The 17,782-nt window shown below is 65.5% G+C and carries 19 protein-coding genes; 6 read left to right on the forward strand and 13 right to left on the reverse strand.

Annotated features, from left to right (window positions below; genetic code table 11):
- Positions 1 to 116: 116 nt before the first annotated feature.
- The 7 genes from BoBH3_RS11060 to BoBH3_RS11090 all read right to left on the reverse strand — a co-directional run bounded on the left by BoBH3_RS11060 (position 117) and on the right by BoBH3_RS11090 (position 5,894).
- Positions 117 to 1,322, reverse strand: a complete 1,206-nt coding sequence (locus BoBH3_RS11060) for an ABC transporter substrate-binding protein (RefSeq protein WP_410050584.1) — start codon at positions 1,320 to 1,322, stop codon at positions 117 to 119.
- A gap of 438 nt (positions 1,323 to 1,760) precedes the next feature.
- Entirely contained in the window at positions 1,761 to 2,024 is a 264-nt protein-coding gene (locus BoBH3_RS11065) for a hypothetical protein (protein WP_262330837.1), read from the reverse strand.
- 173 nt (positions 2,025 to 2,197) lie between these two features.
- Positions 2,198 to 3,064, reverse strand: a complete 867-nt coding sequence (locus tag BoBH3_RS11070) for an energy transducer TonB (protein ID WP_262330838.1) — start codon at positions 3,062 to 3,064, stop codon at positions 2,198 to 2,200.
- The gene (exbD, locus tag BoBH3_RS11075; RefSeq protein WP_262330839.1) at positions 3,061 to 3,534 is read right to left on the reverse strand and encodes a TonB system transport protein ExbD; all 474 of its coding nucleotides are present in this window, start codon (positions 3,532 to 3,534) and stop codon (positions 3,061 to 3,063) included. The genes BoBH3_RS11070 and exbD overlap by 4 nt, the downstream gene beginning before the upstream one ends.
- A gap of 3 nt (positions 3,535 to 3,537) precedes the next feature.
- Positions 3,538 to 4,656 carry a tonB-system energizer ExbB gene (gene exbB / locus BoBH3_RS11080; RefSeq protein ID WP_262330840.1) on the reverse strand — a complete coding sequence of 373 codons (1,119 nt, stop codon included), beginning with the start codon at positions 4,654 to 4,656 and terminating at the stop codon, positions 3,538 to 3,540.
- A gap of 345 nt (positions 4,657 to 5,001) precedes the next feature.
- Positions 5,002 to 5,352 (reverse strand): winged helix-turn-helix domain-containing protein, encoded by a 351-nt coding sequence (locus BoBH3_RS11085; RefSeq protein ID WP_262330841.1) that lies wholly within the window; start codon positions 5,350 to 5,352, stop codon positions 5,002 to 5,004.
- A gap of 8 nt (positions 5,353 to 5,360) precedes the next feature.
- Positions 5,361 to 5,894 (reverse strand): GAF domain-containing protein, encoded by a 534-nt coding sequence (locus BoBH3_RS11090; protein WP_262330842.1) that lies wholly within the window; start codon positions 5,892 to 5,894, stop codon positions 5,361 to 5,363.
- A gap of 197 nt (positions 5,895 to 6,091) precedes the next feature.
- Between BoBH3_RS11090 and BoBH3_RS11095 the strand changes: the two genes are divergently transcribed.
- A complete protein-coding gene (locus BoBH3_RS11095) occupies positions 6,092 to 6,892 on the forward strand; it encodes a class I SAM-dependent methyltransferase (protein ID WP_262330843.1) in 801 nt (266 codons plus the stop codon).
- Positions 6,893 to 6,974: 82 nt separating this feature from the next.
- Here the strand turns inward: BoBH3_RS11095 and BoBH3_RS11100 are convergent, their stop codons facing one another.
- Positions 6,975 to 7,748 carry a transglutaminase-like domain-containing protein gene (locus tag BoBH3_RS11100; RefSeq protein WP_262330844.1) on the reverse strand — a complete coding sequence of 258 codons (774 nt, stop codon included), beginning with the start codon at positions 7,746 to 7,748 and terminating at the stop codon, positions 6,975 to 6,977.
- A gap of 140 nt (positions 7,749 to 7,888) precedes the next feature.
- Between BoBH3_RS11100 and BoBH3_RS11105 the strand changes: the two genes are divergently transcribed.
- Complete coding sequence (locus tag BoBH3_RS11105; RefSeq protein WP_262330845.1) at positions 7,889 to 8,188, forward strand: GNAT family N-acetyltransferase; 300 nt, start codon at positions 7,889 to 7,891, stop codon at positions 8,186 to 8,188.
- A 264-nt stretch (positions 8,189 to 8,452) separates the two neighbouring features.
- Here BoBH3_RS11105 and BoBH3_RS11110 read toward each other — a convergent pair whose 3' ends face one another.
- Both BoBH3_RS11110 and BoBH3_RS11115 read right to left on the reverse strand, forming a co-directional pair.
- Positions 8,453 to 8,989, reverse strand: a complete 537-nt coding sequence (locus BoBH3_RS11110) for a general stress protein (protein WP_262330846.1) — start codon at positions 8,987 to 8,989, stop codon at positions 8,453 to 8,455.
- Between the two features lie 48 nt (positions 8,990 to 9,037).
- The gene (locus BoBH3_RS11115; RefSeq protein ID WP_262330847.1) at positions 9,038 to 9,334 is read right to left on the reverse strand and encodes a PepSY domain-containing protein; all 297 of its coding nucleotides are present in this window, start codon (positions 9,332 to 9,334) and stop codon (positions 9,038 to 9,040) included.
- A gap of 155 nt (positions 9,335 to 9,489) precedes the next feature.
- On the opposite strand from BoBH3_RS11115, the gene BoBH3_RS11120 reads away from it, so the two are divergent.
- Entirely contained in the window at positions 9,490 to 9,993 is a 504-nt protein-coding gene (locus BoBH3_RS11120) for a YciE/YciF ferroxidase family protein (RefSeq protein ID WP_262330848.1), read from the forward strand.
- A 163-nt stretch (positions 9,994 to 10,156) separates the two neighbouring features.
- Complete coding sequence (locus BoBH3_RS11125; RefSeq protein WP_262330849.1) at positions 10,157 to 12,253, forward strand: catalase; 2,097 nt, start codon at positions 10,157 to 10,159, stop codon at positions 12,251 to 12,253.
- A gap of 115 nt (positions 12,254 to 12,368) precedes the next feature.
- Here the strand turns inward: BoBH3_RS11125 and BoBH3_RS11130 are convergent, their stop codons facing one another.
- Positions 12,369 to 13,151, reverse strand: coding sequence for a DUF4394 domain-containing protein (locus BoBH3_RS11130; RefSeq protein WP_262330850.1), 783 nt, complete (start codon positions 13,149 to 13,151; stop codon positions 12,369 to 12,371).
- Between the two features lie 80 nt (positions 13,152 to 13,231).
- Between BoBH3_RS11130 and BoBH3_RS11135 the strand changes: the two genes are divergently transcribed.
- Positions 13,232 to 13,900, forward strand: coding sequence for a sigma-70 family RNA polymerase sigma factor (locus BoBH3_RS11135; protein WP_262330851.1), 669 nt, complete (start codon positions 13,232 to 13,234; stop codon positions 13,898 to 13,900).
- Positions 13,897 to 14,619 (forward strand): anti-sigma factor, encoded by a 723-nt coding sequence (locus BoBH3_RS11140; protein WP_262330852.1) that lies wholly within the window; start codon positions 13,897 to 13,899, stop codon positions 14,617 to 14,619. The genes BoBH3_RS11135 and BoBH3_RS11140 overlap by 4 nt, the downstream gene beginning before the upstream one ends.
- Positions 14,620 to 15,251: 632 nt before the next feature.
- Here BoBH3_RS11140 and BoBH3_RS11145 read toward each other — a convergent pair.
- Both BoBH3_RS11145 and BoBH3_RS11150 read right to left on the reverse strand, forming a co-directional pair.
- On the reverse strand, positions 15,252 to 15,728 hold the full coding sequence (locus tag BoBH3_RS11145; protein WP_262330853.1) for a hypothetical protein: 477 nt from the start codon (positions 15,726 to 15,728) through the stop codon (positions 15,252 to 15,254).
- Positions 15,729 to 15,730: 2 nt separating this feature from the next.
- A complete protein-coding gene (locus BoBH3_RS11150; RefSeq protein ID WP_262330854.1) occupies positions 15,731 to 17,683 on the reverse strand; it encodes a hypothetical protein in 1,953 nt (650 codons plus the stop codon).
- Positions 17,684 to 17,782 lie beyond the last annotated feature (99 nt).

Raw genomic sequence — 17,782 nt, forward strand, 5'->3', positions numbered from 1 at the left:
TCTCGGGCGAAGCGAAGCGTAGACCCGAGAATCTCAGGCCGGAAGAGGCTCAGGACCTTCAGGGGCATGAGATGCTCGGGTCAAGCCCGAGCATGACGTGCTGGTCTTGGACGGGATCAGACAGCCGGGCGAAGTTTCCGTACCTCATCGTCGCTCGGCAGGTATTTCGCGCCGTCGCGATAGCTCCAGTCGACCATCACGCCCTTGCCGTTCTTCAGCGCGCTCTTGCCGACATAGGCGCCGAGCGTCGACTGGTGGTCGATCTTGCGGAACTCGATCGGGCCGAAGGCCGAGCCGAGCTTCAGCCCCTCGAACGCATCGACCAGCTTTTCGTTGTCGGTGGAGCCAGCCTTCGCCAGCGCGGCGGCAATCGCCTGCACCGTCTCGTAACCGACGACGGAGCCCAGCCGCGGATAGTCGTTGTACTTGGCCTTGTAGGCGTCGCGGAACTTGACGTGCTCGGGCGTCTGCAGGTCGGGATGCGGATAGCCGGTGATGATCCAGCCCTCCGGGGTCTCGGCGCCGAGCGTGTCGAGATATTCCGGCTCGCCAGTCAGCATCGAGACGACCTGGCGCCCCTCGAACAGGCCGCGCGTATTGCCGGCGCGGACGAAATTGGCGAGGTCGACCGCGAAAGTGACGTTGAAGATCGCATCGGGCTTGGCGGCCTCCAGCGCCTGGACGGTGGCGCCGGCGTCGATGCGGCCGAGCGCCGGGAACTGTTCGGCGACGAAGGTCACGTCCGGCCGCGCCTTGAGCAGCAGCTCCTTGAACCACTTCACCGCCGACTGGCCGTACTCGTAGTTCGGCGCGACGATCGCCCATTTCTTGGCCGGCAGCTTGGCCGCTTCCTCGACCAGCATCGCAGCCTGCATGTAAGTCGAGGGCCTCAGGCGGAAGGTGTAGCGGTTGCCCTTGGCCCAGACGAGCGCATCGGCCAGCGGCTCGGAGGCGACATAGAGCCGCTTGTTCTGGTTGGCGTAGTCGGCCAGAGCCAGCCCGACATTGGAGAGGAAGCCGCCGGCGATGATGTCGACCTTCTCGGCCGTAGCGAGATCGGCGGCATGGCGCACCGCATCCTCCGGCTTGCCGGCATCGTCGCGAAACACGGTCTCGAGCTTGCGGCCGAGCACGCCGCCAGCTGCGTTGATCTGCTCCAGCGCCAGTTCCCAGCCCTGGCGATAGGGCTTCAGGAAGGCCGGCTGGGCGGTGTAGCTGTTGATCTCGCCGATGCGGATCGGCCCGGTAGCTTGAGCGCGCGCCAGCGAGGGAGCCCCCAGCGCCGCGACACCGGCGAGGAAACTGCGACGGTCGATGTTCATCAGGCTATCCTTCGCCCTGCTCCGGCTGCAATCGCAGCCTAGATCGGCAGACAAGGCCCGGCCGGGACGGCGGAGCCAAATTCATATGTGCACATATGAATTGACGCGCAAGCCTGATGTCAATGGCGCGGCGGCGCTTTCCGGCCGCCCGCATCGCAGTGCAGCAGATCGTCGCACGCATGGCAAGCTCTGCCGCTTCGGAACGCGTTACCGCTGCTTCCCTTTGATTTCAAAGGGAAATCAAACGCCCAAAAATAAGTCAGCCATGCTGCCCTTTTCGGCTTGCGATGTGGGAGTCCCCATCCTATCTAGAGTGCACCGCAGCAGCGATGCTGCGTCGCCCTCCTTGGGCGTTTCCTCCCTAGACTTGGGCTGCGCCTCCAGCGCGGCCCTTTTTTCTTTCTGGGGTTTGCTAAGCTTTTTGGGCTTGCGAAGCGCTTACCAGCGCCGTCCGTAATAGCCGGAATAGGGCCAGGGCGGGCCGAAGGCCGTGTCCATGCGGTAGCGCAGGGCCGCCGAGCGATCGAGATCGATCTGCAGCAGGCAGTTGGCGAGACCTTCGCTCTGACCGCGGAACCCGTAGTTGCGGCAGCGCGCCTCGTCGGCCGCCCGCCGCTCGGCATCGGTGACGCAGCCGGAACAGGCGAGCGCCAGCAGCGCGCCGGCGAGCACCTTGGTGATCGAGAGCCTGGCCATCGTCATCTCACCCTCCTGCGGCAGCCATCGCGCCCTGACTACGCGCCGGAAGCGCGGCGGTTCCAAGGCTGACGGCTCTAGCCGTGCGCTTCAGAATGTACTGATTTTCTGCGGAAACGGAACGACATCCAAGGCGTGGCCCGGCATGACGTCGTGATTCCGTGCGAAATCAGCATGCCCTAGCGAGAGAAGCGCACCGGCACGGCCAGCGCGACCTGACTCCCGCCGACCCCGTCCGGCGGCGCGGGAACCGGGCTCGCGCGCCGGACCATCGCCACGGCCTCTTCATCCAGGCTCGCATCGCCCGACCCGCGCACCAGCCGCGCCGACAGCACCCTGCCGGCCCTATCGATGCTGAAGGCGACCTGCACCGTCCCGGGGCTCGCGCCGCCGGGGAAGCGCTTGTAGCGGTTGAGATGCGCCATCAGCATGCCGCGCCAGCTCGCCTGCGCCGCCGGCGAAGCCGAGGAGGCGCCGGAATTGGGCGCCGCGGCCTGTGGCGCGACCTGCGCCTGCGCGGTGGGTGCCGATGTCCGCTCGGCCTTCGGCTTCTCGGGATTGATGGGCTTCTTCCGCTCGACGACGCGCGGCTTCGGCTTGGGCTTCGGCTCCGGCTTGACCTCGGGCAGCTTCGGCTTCGGCTCGGGCGGTGGCGCCAGGACGGCCAGGGCATCGGGCAGCGCCGGCAATTCGGGAATCTTGATCTCGGGCTCGGGCAGCGCGACGGGCTCGGGCTCCGGCGGGGGAGGCTCCTCCTTCGGCGGCTCGACCACGGGCTCGGGCGGCGGCGGCTCCACCTCTGGCTGGGCCTCGGCCATCTCGGGCCCCGGCGCCACCTCCTGCTGAGGCACCTCGGGCGCGACAGCGAGCGGCGCGAGCTCGATCATCACCGCTGCCGGCGGCGCGCCCGCCGCGGCCTCGGCGCGCTGCCAATTGGCGATCACCCAGCCGGCCGCGCCGTGGGCGCTGACCACGACGAGCGCGGCGACGCCCCAGCGCAGAGCCGCCGGCGCGAAGCGGGACAACGAAGGCCGCTCCACGCTCATGGCTTCGGCTCCGCGGCCGGGACTGGCGCAGCGGCGGGCGCAGCGCCCTGCCCGGTGTCCTCGAGCCCGACGAGGGCGATCTTGAGGTAGCCGGCATTGCGAAGCAGGTTCATCACATCCATCAGCTCGCGATAGGCCACGGCCCCGTCGGCGCGCAGGAAGACGCGCTGCTCGCGGTCGCGGCCGGTGCGCTGGTCGAGCGTCGCCTGCAGCGCCTCGCGCGGCAGCGGGTCGTTGCCGAGCGCGAGCGAGAGGTCGCCCTTCACGGTGAGGAAGACCGGCGTGTCAGGGCGCGACTGCGGCTGCGCGTTGGAGACCGGCAGGTCGACGGCGACATCGACGGTCGAAAGCGGTGCAGCCACCATGAAGATGATCAGCAGCACCAGGATGACGTCAATGAACGGCGTGACGTTGATGTCGCTGACCTCTCCGAGGTCGCCGTCCTGCGGATCCTTGAGGGAGACGCCCATGGCTTACTCCGCCGGAACGAGCGGCACTGCGGCGGGCATCCCGCCCGCCTGCACGGCATGGAGCGGAGCACGCGCAGGCGCAGGCGCCGCCGCGACCATGCCGCGCTCCAGATCGCGCGAGAGATGCCGCAGGATCTCGCCGGAGGCGTCCGACAGCGTGGCGCGATAGCCGGTGATGGCGCGGGCAAAGACGTTGTAGATGATGACGGCAGGGATCGCCGCGACAAGACCGATCGCGGTCGCCAGCAGCGCCTCGGCAATGCCCGGCGCGACCACGGCGAGGTTGGTCGTCTTCGCCTGGCTGATGCCGATGAAGGAATTCATGATTCCCCAGACCGTGCCGAACAGGCCGACGAAGGGGGCGGTCGAGCCGATGGTGGCGAGCAGGCCCGTGCCGCGCGCCATGGCCCGGCCGGCGCGGGCCTCGATCCGCGACAGCGCGATCGAGACGCGCTCCTTGATGCCGTCTTCGCCGAGATCGGCCGAGCGGCGCGTTTCCGCCAGCGCGGCCGTCAGCAGATCGCCGACGGCGCCGCGCAGCCTGCCGCTCTTGCCCGCGACGGCACCGGCACCGGCGGCGAGGCTGTCGGCCGCCTCGATGCGGCGCAGAGCCCGGCCGGCAGAGCGCTTGGCCGCGGCGAGCTCCATCGCCTTGGCGAGCCAGATCGTCCAGGTGACGAGCGAGGCGAAGGCGAGGCCGAGCATCACGGCCTTCACCACGATGTCCGCCGCCATGAACATGCCCCAGGGCGACAGGTCATGCGGCAGCACCGCCATGGCGGCCGGCGGCGCCACGGGCGTGACAGCGGGAGCCGGCGGCGTCTCGCTCGACGGCAGCGGGGGATGGGCGTTGGTCGGCGGGCTGATGCCGAGCTGTGCGGGCACCTGCGGCAGCGGGCTCATGGCCGGGTTCGCGGGAGCGGCCGTAGCAGGAGCGGAGCTCGCAGGAGCCGGGCTGACAGGCGCGGCAGGCTGGGCCGCGGCAGGAGCCTGCGCCGGTGCCGGCTGGGTCTGCGCCTCGGCGGGCGGGGTCTGGGCCGGCTGGCCCTGAGCCTGGACCGCCAGTCCCGACAGGGCCGAAAGGCCCGCCGCGACGAGAACCAGACGAAACGCACGCATCATGACCAAATCCAGTCTTCGCTGGAGGCGAACCGCCTTGCCTTCATCGGCATGGACCCCGTCGATTTGCGGGCTTCCGAATGGCGTTCACCGCCGTCCTGAAACGCACATCCCGAGTATGAGAGGTTCGGCAGCTTCCTCTTTGGAATCATTACAAAAAAAGACTTGCAGCCGTCGTGCTGCACATGCGATACGCCTGTGCGAATCGCCTCCGCATGTCAAGGCAAACCGGCCTTGCCGGGGACCTGTTTCAGGGCGCCGAACGCGCCGCCGGCCCCAGCGACAAGGGCCTGCGCGAAGTCTCACATATCCGCTATTCGATGGGTGCAGATCGCCGCGGCGATGTGCTCAGCGATCGGCAGGCCGGTCGATCTCGGCCTGCAGCGCCGCCAGATGCTCGGCCGCAGCCGCCGTCGCGGCCTGCTCGACGGCGCGGAAGCGGGTAATGAGCGCCTTGCCCAGCTCGGTCAGCCTGGCGCCGCCGCCATTGCGGCCGCCGGTCTGCCGTTCGACGACAGGCTTGCCGAAGAGCGTGTTCAGCTCGTCGACCAGTTCCCAGGCGCGCCGATAGGACATCTCCATCGCCCGGCCGGCGGCCGAGATCGAGCCCAGCGCGCCGATCTTCTCCAGAAGCTCGATCTTGCCTGGCCCGACCCTGCCCTCGGGATCGAGCTGGATGCGCAGGCTGAGCGACGGCACCGCGCTGCTCAGGAAGCTTGGGCGAGAGCAGGCTGGGCGAGAACAGGCGCCGCTGCTTCGCCACAAGCTGCAAGCCAGATCGCGGCGATGCGCTCGATGCCGGCCTGATCGGCGGCGTCGAAGCGTGCGGGCGACGGGCTGTCGAGGTCGATGACACCGATCACGCCGTCGCGGCCGATCAGCGGCACAACCAGCTCCGAGCGTGAGGCGGCGTCGCAGGCGATATGACCCGGGAAGGCATGCACGTCCTCGACCAGCATGGTGGCGCGGCGCTCCACGGCCGCGCCGCAGACGCCCCTGCCGACGGGAATGCGCACGCAAGCCGGCTTGCCCTGGAAGGGGCCGAGGACCAGTTCGCCCTCACGCATCAGGTAGAATCCGGCCCAGTTGAGGTCGGGCAGCATCTGGAACAGCAGCGCTGCGGTATTGGCCGCATTGGCGATGGTGTCGCGCTCGCCCGCCAGCAGGGCTTCGAGCTGCCCGGCGAGCTCGCGGTAGAACTCCGCCTTGTCGGTACTGTCGATGCCGCGTGCCTCGAACATGATGCTGTCGCCTTGCTGAAACGGTCCGCCGGAAGCGTCGGGCGGGTTCTACCACCTTCATCCGGGCGGGGCCAACGGCGGCCTTCTCCCTCCTGACTTGTCGCCCGGCGGCGAGCCAGCTACCGGCTGTCATGCTGGTGTCATCCGCACGTCATCATGGCTGCCATCGTGACGATCTATGCCTTGGGAGGCGACGCATGACTCTCGAAACGAAGCCCTCGTCGGATAAGCGCCATACCGATGGCAGCGCGGGCGATGCCGATTACGGCCGGATCGGTCAGGGCTACGCCTCCTATCGACAGCCGGAGCCGGCCATTGCCGCGCTGATCGAGGCCGCGCTCGGCCCGGCAGGGCGCATCCTCAATGTCGGCGCCGGTGCCGGCTCCTACGAGCCGCGCGGGCGCGACGTCACCGCCGTCGAGCCCTCGGCCTCGATGCGCGCGCAGCGGCCGGCCGACATCGCCGTGGCGATCGACGCCACCGCCGAGAAACTGCCCTTCGCCGACGGCGCCTTCGACGCCAGCATGACGACCTTCTCCGTGCATCAATGGCAGGATCTCGACGCCGGCCTGAAGGAGATGCGCCGCGTCACGCGCGGGCCTGTCGCGGTCCTGTCCTGCGATCCGGAGCTGGTCGAAGCCTTCTGGCTGTCCGAGTACGCACCGCAGGTGCTCGCCACGGAGGCGCGGCGCTATCCCTCGCTCGGGCGCATGAGCGAGGTTCTCGGCGGCGCTGTCGAGATCGTCCCCGTCCCGATCCCCTTCGCCTGCCGCGACGGCTTCAACGAGGCCTATTACGGCCGACCGGAACTATTCCTCGATCCAAATGCGCGCTCGGCCTGCTCGGCCTGGAGCTTCGTTGGGGAAGCCGAGAACGCCGCCTCGATCGAAAGGCTGCGCCAGGATCTCCAATCCGGCGCCTGGGATGCACGCTACGGCGCGCTGCGGACGCAAGGCACCTTCGAGGGCTCGCTGCGGCTGCTGATCTCCCGGGTTTGACAGGAAGGCGAGAGGCCAACGATGCGGTCGGAATTCCCGGCATCGGCGTCCGTCGTTCGAGCTCGGTCAGGCGACGGCACGGCTACAGTCGAACGGCCTCAATCGTCTGGCTGATCAGCTCGCAGGGCTTGTCTGTCGTCAGAAACGCGATATCGGCCGCATCGCGGCCGTGTGCGATGCGAACAAGCCCTTCCACCGGCGCTAGCCGCGTCGGGTCGACGAGCCACCATTGATTCTCGAGGAAGACCTCGACCACCGCATGGAAATCGGGAGGCTGGAGATCGACCGCATAGGCGCCGACCGCTCGCGCCGGGATCGAGAGCGCGCGGCACAGGGTGATGGCGAGATGGGCGAAGTCACGGCAGACCCCAGCCCTGACCGTGAAGGTGTGCGCCGCGTTCGATTCCGCCGTGCTGACACCCGCCTGGTAATCCACATGGCGATGGATCCAGTCCATGATGGTCATGACCCGCGCGACACCGTCCCCGGCGTTGCCGAATTCACGGAGGGCGAAGCGCTGGAACTGGTCGCTGGGGCAAAAGCGGCTCGGCAGCAGATAGGGCAGCACGTCCGCCGGCAGGTCGCTCCAGAGATGCTGCCGGCCTGCAGCAGGGAGGAGACTTCTGCGCCCGTTATCGACCTCCGCCTCATAGGAGATCGTGACCTCCCCGCTGAGACAGGCTCGGATGCGTCGCGTGAAGCCATCGTCGTCCGTGATGAGCTGGGCCTCGGGCGCAACTTGAAGCGCCTCGGAAAGGATTGCTTGATCGGGGGACCGCGCACACTGGATGAGGCCGATGATCTGCGTGGCATCCGGAAAGCGGTAGCTCAAGGTTGCGCTGGCGCGGATCTTCATCGACGTCCTCTCTGTTTGCTCGCAAGGCCAGACAAACACACGACTGCGTCTTGCGTTCCGCCGCTTGCGCACAGGCGGAACACGTCAGCATCACCGATGTTCAGCATGAAGACTTCCGTGGTGATGGAGATCCAAGGCCGATGGCAACGCCAATGATCCGGGACGAGCCCCGGCAGAACCGTTTCGTGATGGAGGTCGAGGGCGGCGAGGCATTCGCCACCTATCGGCGCATCGACAATTCCATCGTCGTCTCGCATACCGAGGTGCCGCACTCCTTGCGGGGCCGGGGCATCGGCTCGCAGCTTGCGGAAGCGTTGTTCGACCATGCACGGCAGCACGACTTGCGCATCGTGCCCGCCTGCTCCTTCGTCGCCGACTGGGCGCGACGACATCCCGAATACCGCGATGTTCTGGCCCCGCCGCCGGAACGCAGCCGATGATCGCGCCTATTTCCGTGAGCACCAAAGGAGCTGAGTGAAGGCGCCCCCTTCTCGGAGGCCGTTCTTCCCGAGCCTGGCATCAGCTCCCCGATGCGCGACCCGGCAAACGCCGGCGTAGCCCGCCTCAAGACGATCGACACGCTTTTGGCGGCATGAGCCCGAAGGACATGCCGCATCCTGAAGGCCGATGCGAGAGCGCCTCGGCACGCCGCTGCCGGGCATGGGGCATCTGCCGCGCGTGACGCGCGGCAGATGCCCTTGACCTCAGACGACCGGCGGCCGGTAGGGGCCTGCGTTCTCGTCAAAGCGATCCCACCCGCCGGCGCGATACTCCGCTTCACGCGTGGACCGGTCGATCGGCGTCGCGCCGTCCAGGATCGCGCTCACTGCCGGCTCATGCTCGGGTTCGGTCCGGACCGAAACCACCGTGCCGCCTCGACGGACCGTTTCCGCGTAATATTCGGCCTCCTCCTTGTCGTGCCCCTCCTTCACGAAGGACCCGACGAGGCCGCCCGCGGCGGCACCTGCCACCGCGCCAGCTGCCGTGGCGGCGAGCCAACCCGCGGCAACGACGGGGCCGACCCCCGGGATCGCAAGCATGCCGAGCCCGGCGAGCAGCCCGGCGGCTCCGCCGACGCCGGCGCCGATTCCAGCTCCCTCGGCAGCGTTCGTCTCGTCGGTCTTGCCGTCGCGGCCGACGATGCTGATGTCGCTGCTTGAGACACCGGCAGCTTCAAGCTGTTCGACGACTGCGCGGGCGGTCTGATAATTGTCGTAGGAACGGGTGATCGTGCGAGTCATGTGGGTTTCCAATCTTGGGGGCCTGAACGTTTTGCGGGCCTGAACGGATCAGTTGCGGGTAATGTTGCCGCGATAGTCGACGGACACGTTCACCTTCGAGCCGCTATGGGTCGCGGTGCCCTTCCAGACGCCATTGTCGTCCTTCTTCAGCGCGCCCACGTTCGAATAGCCATTGGCTTCGAGCCGGCCCTTGGCCTGGCCCTCGGTGAAGCTGTTGGCGCCCGGCAAAGGCGCGTTCTTGTCGGCCTGCGCGGGAGCCGGCATGGGCGAGGTGGTCGATGTCTGCGCCATGGCGCCGAACGACATCGCCGAGGCGATCAAGCTTGCGATCAGCAGCTTCTTCATGGGGGTCTCCTGTGCTCTGAACGGCATTGCCGCGATGCACAACGAAACGGCAGGCTGCCTACGAAAGTTCCCACGAAAATCTCGGGAAAGCGGCGGAACAGCCTTCGGAGCCGCCCGTTAGAGGGGCATCAGCCACCCCTTCCGGAGACATCATCATGGCCAATACGCCGAAGGCCCTCGAGGACATGTTCCACGACATGCTCAAGGACATCTATTACGCCGAGAAGCAGATCCTGAAGTCGCTTCCGAAGATGGCGAAAGCGGCGAAATCGCCCGAGCTCAAGCAGGCCTTCGAAACCCATCGCGAGGAGACCGAGGGGCATGTCGAGCGCCTCGGCGACGTCTTCGAGGCGATCGGCAAGGCTCCCCGCGGCAAGACCTGCGACGCCATCCTCGGCATTCTGGAGGAAGGCAAGGCGGTGATGGAGGATTATGCCGACAGTCCCGCACTCGATGCCGGCCTCGTCGCCTCCGCGCAGGCGGTCGAGCACTATGAAATCACCCGCTACGGCACCCTGAGCGCCTGGGCCAAGCAGCTCGGATACAAGGATGCGGTGGCCCTGCTCGACGCGACGCTCGCCGAGGAGACCAAGACCGACAAGCTGCTCACGCAGATGGGCGGCAGCGTCAACAAGGCCGCTGTCGCCAAGGCGGCGTGAGGCCCTGCGGTCAGGGGCTCTTCAATCCCTGACCGCAGCCTGCCGGTTCGCTGAGTGGGCGTCGAGGCTCGCGCGTCGCGCCTCGACGCCACGGTTCCGGCTCGGCGCGCATCCGTTTGTCGACGCGCGCCGGAGAAAATGCGGCATCAGAAAGGGAACCGACATGGCGACTTCGAAGGGACGAGACGCAGGCGCTGCGAGCTCCCATTTCGGCGAGGGAGGAGAGCTTCACCAGTCGGCCAGCGCTCCCGATGCGCGCATCACCACCAATCACGGCGTTCCGATCAGCGACAATCAGAACTCCCTGAAGGCCGGCAGACGCGGCCCGAGCCTTCTCGAAGACTTCGTGCTGCGCGAGAAGATCCAGCATTTCGACCATGAACGCATCCCCGAACGGATCGTCCATGCGCGCGGCTCGGCCGCGCATGGCTTCTTCGAGTTGACCGACTCCCTCGCCGACGTCACCCGCGCGAAGGTGCTGACGGAGCTCGGCGCGAAAACCGAGGTCTTTGTGCGATTCTCGACCGTCGCGGGCGGTGCGGGCTCGGTCGACACGCCGCGGGACGTGCGCGGTTTCGCCGTCAAATTCTACACCAGGGAAGGCAACTGGGATCTCGTCGGCAACAATATCCCGGTCTTCTTCATCCAGGACGCGATCAAGTTTCCGGACCTCGTGCACGCCGTGAAAATGGAGGCCGACCGCGGCTATCCGCAAGCGGCGAGCGCCCACGACACCTTCTGGGACTTCGTCGGCCTGATGCCTGAGACGACCCACATGATCATGTGGGCCATGTCCGACCGCGCGATCCCCCGCTCCCTGCGGATGATCGAAGGCTTTGGCGTCAACACCTTCCGCCTGCTCGACGAGAACGACGAGCCGACCTTCGTCAAGTTTCACTGGCGGCCCAAACTCGGAACTCAATCGACCTGCTGGGATGAGGCGGTGAAGATCGCCGGAGCGGATCCCGACTATCATCGTCGCGACCTGCATGAGGCCATCGCCGCCGGCAATTTCCCGGAATGGGAATTCGGCGTGCAGCTGCTCAGCCAGGCCGAGGCCGATGCGCTGCCCTTCGACATCCTCGACGCGACCAAGCTGATCCCGGAGGAGATGGTCCCGATCCGGGTGATCGGCCGTCTGGTGCTGGACCGCAACCCCGACAATTTCTTCGCGGAGACCGAGCAGGTGGCGTTCCTGCCGACGAATATGCCCCCCGGCATCGACGTTTCGGAGGATCCGCTGCTCCAGGGGCGGCTCTTCTCCTACCAGGACACCCAGTTGTCGCGGCTCGGCACGGTCAACTTCCACCAGATTCCGATCAACCGGGCCAAGGGCTGCCCCTTCCAGAATCTCCAGCGCGACGGCCAGATGCAGACGCAGGTTTTCCGCGGCCGCGCCAATTACGAGCCCAACAGCCTGTCGGAAGCCGGCGAGATCGGCGGCCCCCGCGCCGATCCGCAGGGCGGCTTCAGGACCACCCGCGAGCCCCTTGAAGGCGGCAAGGTGCGGCTTCGCTCCGAGAGCTTCGCCGACCATTACACCCAGGCGCGGTTGTTCTTCCGCTCCCAGACCGAGATCGAGCAGGCCCATCTCGCCAGCGCGATCGTGTTCGAGCTGTCCAAGGTCTCGCTCGATCACGTCCGGAAAAGGGTTCTGGCAAATCTGGGCAATGTCGATGCCGGCCTGGCGAAGCGCGTCGCTGCCGGACTGAACATCGCACAGCCTCAGCCTTCCAAACCTGCGGTTGCCCCGAAAGACATGGAGGTGTCGCCCGCGCTCAGGATCGTTGGAAAATACCCTGACACGCTGAAGGGCCGCGCCGTCGGCATCCTGGTGACCGACGGGGCAGATGGCGCGGTCGTCGACGCCGTCAGGAAAGCGGTCGAGGCCGAAGGCGGGACGACCAAGATCGTCGCTCCGAAAATCGGCGGCGTGACCTTGAAGAGCGGCCAGAAGCTCAAGGCAGACGGTCAGCTCGCCGGCTCACCATCCGTGATCTTCGATGCGGTGGTGCTCGTGCTGTCCAAGCCAGGCTGCGACGAGTTACTCAACGAAAGCGCAGCCGTCGATTTTGCCATGAACGCCTTTGGACATCTCAAGGCGATTGGCTTTACGCCGGAGGCCAAGCCCCTGCTCGACAAGGCAGGCGTGGTCGCCGATGCAGGCGTGGTCGAGCTTGCCGGCAAACCCGCTGATTTCGTGACGGCGGCGCGGACGCGGCAATGGGACCGGGAACCGAGTGTCCGATCCTTGGCGTGATCTCGTGAGCTTCGTTCGGTGATCGCTCCACTCATCACTTGCCGTCCATAAGGGTGAACGCGGCGCTCGAACCCGGGCGCCCGTCACGAGGCGGGCGTCCGGGCTTGCCGAAACGCTACATCGCCGGAAGGACCGCGATGTCCCGCGCCGCTGCGCCGAGGCCAGCGACCTTGCCGACCATACTCGCCTTGCCGGTCGCAAGATCGACCTTGTGGAGCGCGCCGTCGGCGAGCAGCCAGCCGGTGTTGGAGCCATCGGCCGCAGCCTCGATGTCGAACGCGATCGCCTTCGGCATGACGCCGAGCTTGCCGACCGCTCCCAGCACGCCGTCATTGGGCGGCGCCTGCTTGATCAGGCCGCCGATCTTGCCGTCGATGTCGTAGAGCGCCGTTTCCTTCGTGCCCTTGACGGAATTGGTGTAGGCGCCGGCCACGATCATCGGGGCTTCGCCCTTGTGCATGTCGGCTTCGGCGAATTTCAGCTTGCCGTCGACCGTCGTCTTGCCGTCGTCGACGTTGACGCGCAGGTTCGTGCCGTCGGAGCCGATCACCCGCAGCCGGTCGGCCGCCGGATTGAAATCGACCGTTGCCATGGCATTGGCGGCAAGCACCGTGTCCATCTTCGACTTCATCGAAGCCTTGCCGGCCTTGTCGACCGTGTAGATCGTGCCGTCGACGGCGAGCGCGTAGAGCATCCCGTCCGCCGGACGGACGTCGATCCCGGCGATCTTGCCGGCAATGCCGCTGACCTTCATCGACTTGCCGGCCTTCAGGGTCGCGGTATCGATCATGGTCAGCGTGTCGTCGCCGGTCAGGGCTGCGAGCATGGCGGCCTGTGCTGTGGCGCCGCTGGCGAGCATCGTGGAAATGACAAGGGCGAAACGGATCGTCTTGGTCATGGTGTCCTCCGGTTCTGTGCGGCGCCGCGGCGTTGATGCCCGATGGCGGCGCTCCTGCCGGATAGAGCCCGGGCAACGCATTGGATGCGCTCGAAAAAATAAAACGGGCGGGATGCATCCAATGCGACCGGGACCGCGTATCCTTGCGTTGCGCGGTCCGGCGGGGACCGCCGGACAAGGGATTCCGCATGGCCGTCCATGCCGCGCATTCGCACGGGGCAGACATCGAGCAGGCACTGGCAGCCTGCGCAGGCGGCGATAAAAACGCACTCCGGCGCATCTACGACCAGGAATGCCCGCGTATGATCGGCGTGGCGCAGCGCATGCTGAAGCGCCGGGCTCTGGCGGAGGAAGCGGTGCAGGACAGCTTCATCCTGATCTGGCGACATGCGGCTCGTTTCGATCCGCAGCGCGGCTCCGGCTTGACCTGGATCTACGCCATCCTGCGCAATCGTTCGCTCTCGATCCTGCGCGACGAGCGGCGCATGGAGACCGATGACGGCCCGGTCGCCACCGAAGCCGCCAGCGAAGAGGACGATCCGGAGACGGTGATGGCGAAGCTCTCCGATGCAGAGGCGCTGCGCGGCTGTCTGGACGCCCTGCCTGCGCCGCGGCGCGGCATGGTGCTCCTCGCCTTCGTGCAGGGCCTGAGCCATGGCGAGATCGCGGGCAAGCTCGGCATGCCGCTTGGAACAGTGAAGTCGTGGATCCGCCGGTCGCTGATCGCGCTCAAGGAGTGCCTCGGATGACGCAAGGACCCGACCGCGACATTCCCGCCGGAGAGTATGTGCTGGGCCTGCTCGACGGCGGGGAGAAAGACGCGTTCGAGAGACGGATGGCCGGTGACGCGGAACTGGATGCAGCGGTGGCGCGCTGGCAGGCGAGGCTGGCGCCGCTCGACGCGACCGCACCGTCCGTCGAGCCCTCGAAGGGGCTCTGGCAGCGCATCGAGGGCGGTCTCGATGGAGCGACGGCTCGTCGCCAACCCGCCGCTGCGAAGGCGGCGCCCGACAGCCGGTTTGCGCGATGGTGGAACGATCTGCGGCTCTGGCGCGGCGCAGCTCTTGCCGGCGCAGCCGCCGCGGTCCTGCTCGCCATCGGGCTCGTCGCTGCCCTCGAACGCGCCCGCCGCCAGCCCGTGATGGTCGCGGTTCTGCTGACGGACACGAACAGCGCGGCGGCCGTGGTGAACACCTTCGCCGACGGGCGGGTCGAGCTTCTGCCGCTTCAAGACATCCCGGTGCCGCAGGGACGCGCGCTCGAGATCTGGACGCTCTGGGACCGAGCCGCCGGGCCGCGCTCGGTCGGGCTTATCGACCGGGCGCGTGCCGTATCGCTGCGGCTGGAGAACCTGCCTCTCGGCACCGACCAGCTCTTCGAGATCACGGTGGAGCCGGCTGCCGGTTCTCCCACCGGGCGCCCGACCGGCCCGATCGTCGCCAAAGGCCTGACCGCACGGCGTCTCTAGGGCATAGGCCCGAAAAGGGGAGCGCGGTTTTCGGGAAAGCCAATTCAGGATCGAAAGACTGGGTGATCGGGCCGAAACGGAAGCTCGGTCCGATCCCCTCGAGCCCGGGCTCGACGGCCCCCGCACGCGCATGCTGCTGCGAGCGGGGTACGCGACCGGTCGCTCCGGGCGAGCCCGTCGTGCCGTCTGTCAACGCGCCGGCATCCTTGAGCCGGCGCAGCGCCACCGCGAGCAGCAGGATTGCAACTGCAATGCCCCGGAAAGCTCTACAAGCAAGGCCTTAATCCAGGGAATCTCCTCGGATCAAGGCTCTCGCCTCTAAAAGGGAAGTCTGGAACTGGGGACTGTAAAAAATGAATGGCACCCCCCACGAAATATAGCGTCTGCGATCATCCCGACCCCCTTCTGCGCGGTTGATTGTAAAGAATGACAACCGTTCTGCCTTCATTCGATGCCCGTTCTTTACAAATTGCAAGCGCGCCCGCTCATGGCTCCGGAGCATTTCCATCGAGCCTTGAAATGCGGATCTCAAATTGCGGGGTCGAGGCGCACCATCTATTCGTGGCCACGATAGAACAGGTCGCTACTCGAGCAGTTCGCTCCGGTGCGGCTGCTGGCAGGTGCCGGCGCCTCTAACGCCTGGATGACGAGCTCGTGCCGTCTCGAGTTGTCTTGCCGGGGCCTCGCTTATTGCCGGTCGCGTGCCGCTCGACGGTCGGCAGTGGTAGATTCAAATCGCGGTCCGACATGCCCCGATTCCGAGCGTTATACTGCCACGTCGCGAAGACTTCCAAAAAGCCTGTCCGCTCGTCCCTCAGTAATGCCACTTGCGTCTGGAGCGCGTCTACGCGCTCCAATGCCGCCGCCAGTTCGGCTGAAATCTCGGGCGCCCCTGGATTGAGCCGCTTGGCGCCACGAATTCGCTTCTTCCCCGACTTGAATGCCCGGCTGATCGCGTCGTGACCATCAAGCGCCTGCCGGGTGAAGGGCCGGCCTAGGACGGCGGCAACCTTGTCTAGCAGGCGCCCCCACGTGAGATCACCGCGCCATCCGACCAACATGCCGACGATCTGATCGATCTCGTCCCCAGACAGCTTAGCCTTGGCCACCGTCAATCATTCCACATGTCATCGACCGCGTTCCTCAACGAAACGTCGGAAGTCTCTTCAACCTCATCGCCGAGCCGTGCTTTCCGATCCCGGACGGCCATCGAAATCGCGTTGTCGCGTCCCGACGCTCCCATACTGATGACTGTGCCGTCGGCTATCGAGGAATCTTCGTGGACGACCAAGATTGCACGCATCCTCTCGATCTTCTGCAAATGGTCCTGTGTCCACCGATCGGCGCCATAGATGCCAATGGCATCCGCTTGTCCTGATTGCTCGAGTTGCTTCAGGGCGAGGTTCAGGCGCTGTTCGATCTTCTCACGATGTTTGAGATCGCCCTTCTGAAACACATTCTCAGAGCACCCCAAGCAATCTCCGTAATCAGGGCAAGGCAACAGCGAGTAGTCGTGTATGCAGATGCCAAAATCGGTGATGTGCGCCGCGCCGATCTGAGCCTTGAGAAAGTCCTTCGGGCTGACAGGCTGGTTGATCCGGGTAGCCGTAGTGGGTTCAAACATCGGCCCCAGCCCACCGCATTCTTCAATTTTCTCGCGAAGTCGAGACAGCGTTTCTTCCGGAGAAACATGGTCATATGCCGGATTCTGAGATGGATCTCGCCCGCTCCACTTGGCAATGTCGAGGTCGCTCATCCCCCTGAGCTGCGCAATGGTGTTAAGCCAGTGGCGAAAAGCATGCGTGGTAATCTCGATCGCGGAGCCGTCCCGCTCTTTGAATCCCCATCTCTCGAACACGCTCGGCTTCTTGCCGCCATCATGCCCCGACAGCCAATGCTCGAACGTCTGGACTCCGCAATGCCCGATGACGCAGGGGATCGTGCTCCGTTCAGCGTGCGTCTCATTACGTCTCAGAACGATGAGGGTATTGGAATAGGGCTGATCAGGATCCCCATTGAAGAACGGAAAATCCTTTGGCATCATCGCGACAAGGTGTCGTTCGACGTCCCTGAAGTTAGCGACCGGCTCACCGCTCGAATTAGTGCGGATAGAGGGGGCACCGTTTAACCACTGTCGAACACTCGAGACCCTTTCGAATCCGAGTATTTCTCCGAGCTCAACCAAAGTTATCCATTCGGACCGTCGGATGTATTCGATATGCGGCGGTAGCCACAGCTTCGTCGGATTTTTTTCGTACCAGACTGCAAGCTCGCGTCCTGCCGCGCCCAGTCGCCTCAGATTGCCAATCGCTTGCCTGACGACTGAGGCCATCACTGTCGGCACCCACTTGATTTGCTCGCTATGCCCCTTGCCGGGCCATACCCGGATTCCGTAGGCGCCCCCCCTTTCGTCGAAATCGATCTGTTCTGCACCACCGCCCTCTTCCGGACGACGGGCCGTAGAGATGTCTGTATCGACCTCGCATTTCTCCCGGAGCTGGAGCACTTCGTGGGCGCGGATTGGAACGGAGCAGCAGATCACGCAGACCGACGACATGAGGATGTCAATGAACGACTCAGCATTCCGGAACACATGTGCCAGCGCTCCGAATGCCTCCGGGCTAGGCAGACGATCTTCTCGCCAAGCTTTGGCCTCTTCACCCAGCCGCTGCATGCGGTCCTTGGGCTTCTTGATGCCGTGCTTCCAACGGAAAGAGGCGTTGTAAAACCGATGATCTGAGCAAAACCGGTGAACCTGCTCGATATAGATCGCGAACTGGTAGTGCCGGTCGTCCCCGACTCCACTCTTCGCCAGAGCAACCGCAGTATTCAGGATGACAGCATTGCAATCGGCAATATTCGGCGTGAGGCCCAGCGAGTGAAACGCGGCTTCGATGAATTGGAGAGCATTCAGCCGCTTAGCCTGGTTCTCGAACTGAACTGGCGAGGTTGAATGCCTATAGCGGCAGTAAGCCTTTGCAAAATCTCCGTAGAACGCATCGAACGGAACGCCATCAACCGTACCGTCTCGATTTGCGATCGACCCGAGACGGTAAAAATGCAAGAATCGATTAACTCGATTCTGCCCTTTTGTAATAAATGAATCAGATACCTTCCAACTTGAACGATTCCATTCTTCCGATCTAATTAGAGAATTTAATTC

It is taken from the genome of Allobosea sp. BH3 (assembly GCF_025499465.1).
Taxonomy (GTDB): Bacteria; Pseudomonadota; Alphaproteobacteria; order Rhizobiales; family Beijerinckiaceae; genus Allobosea.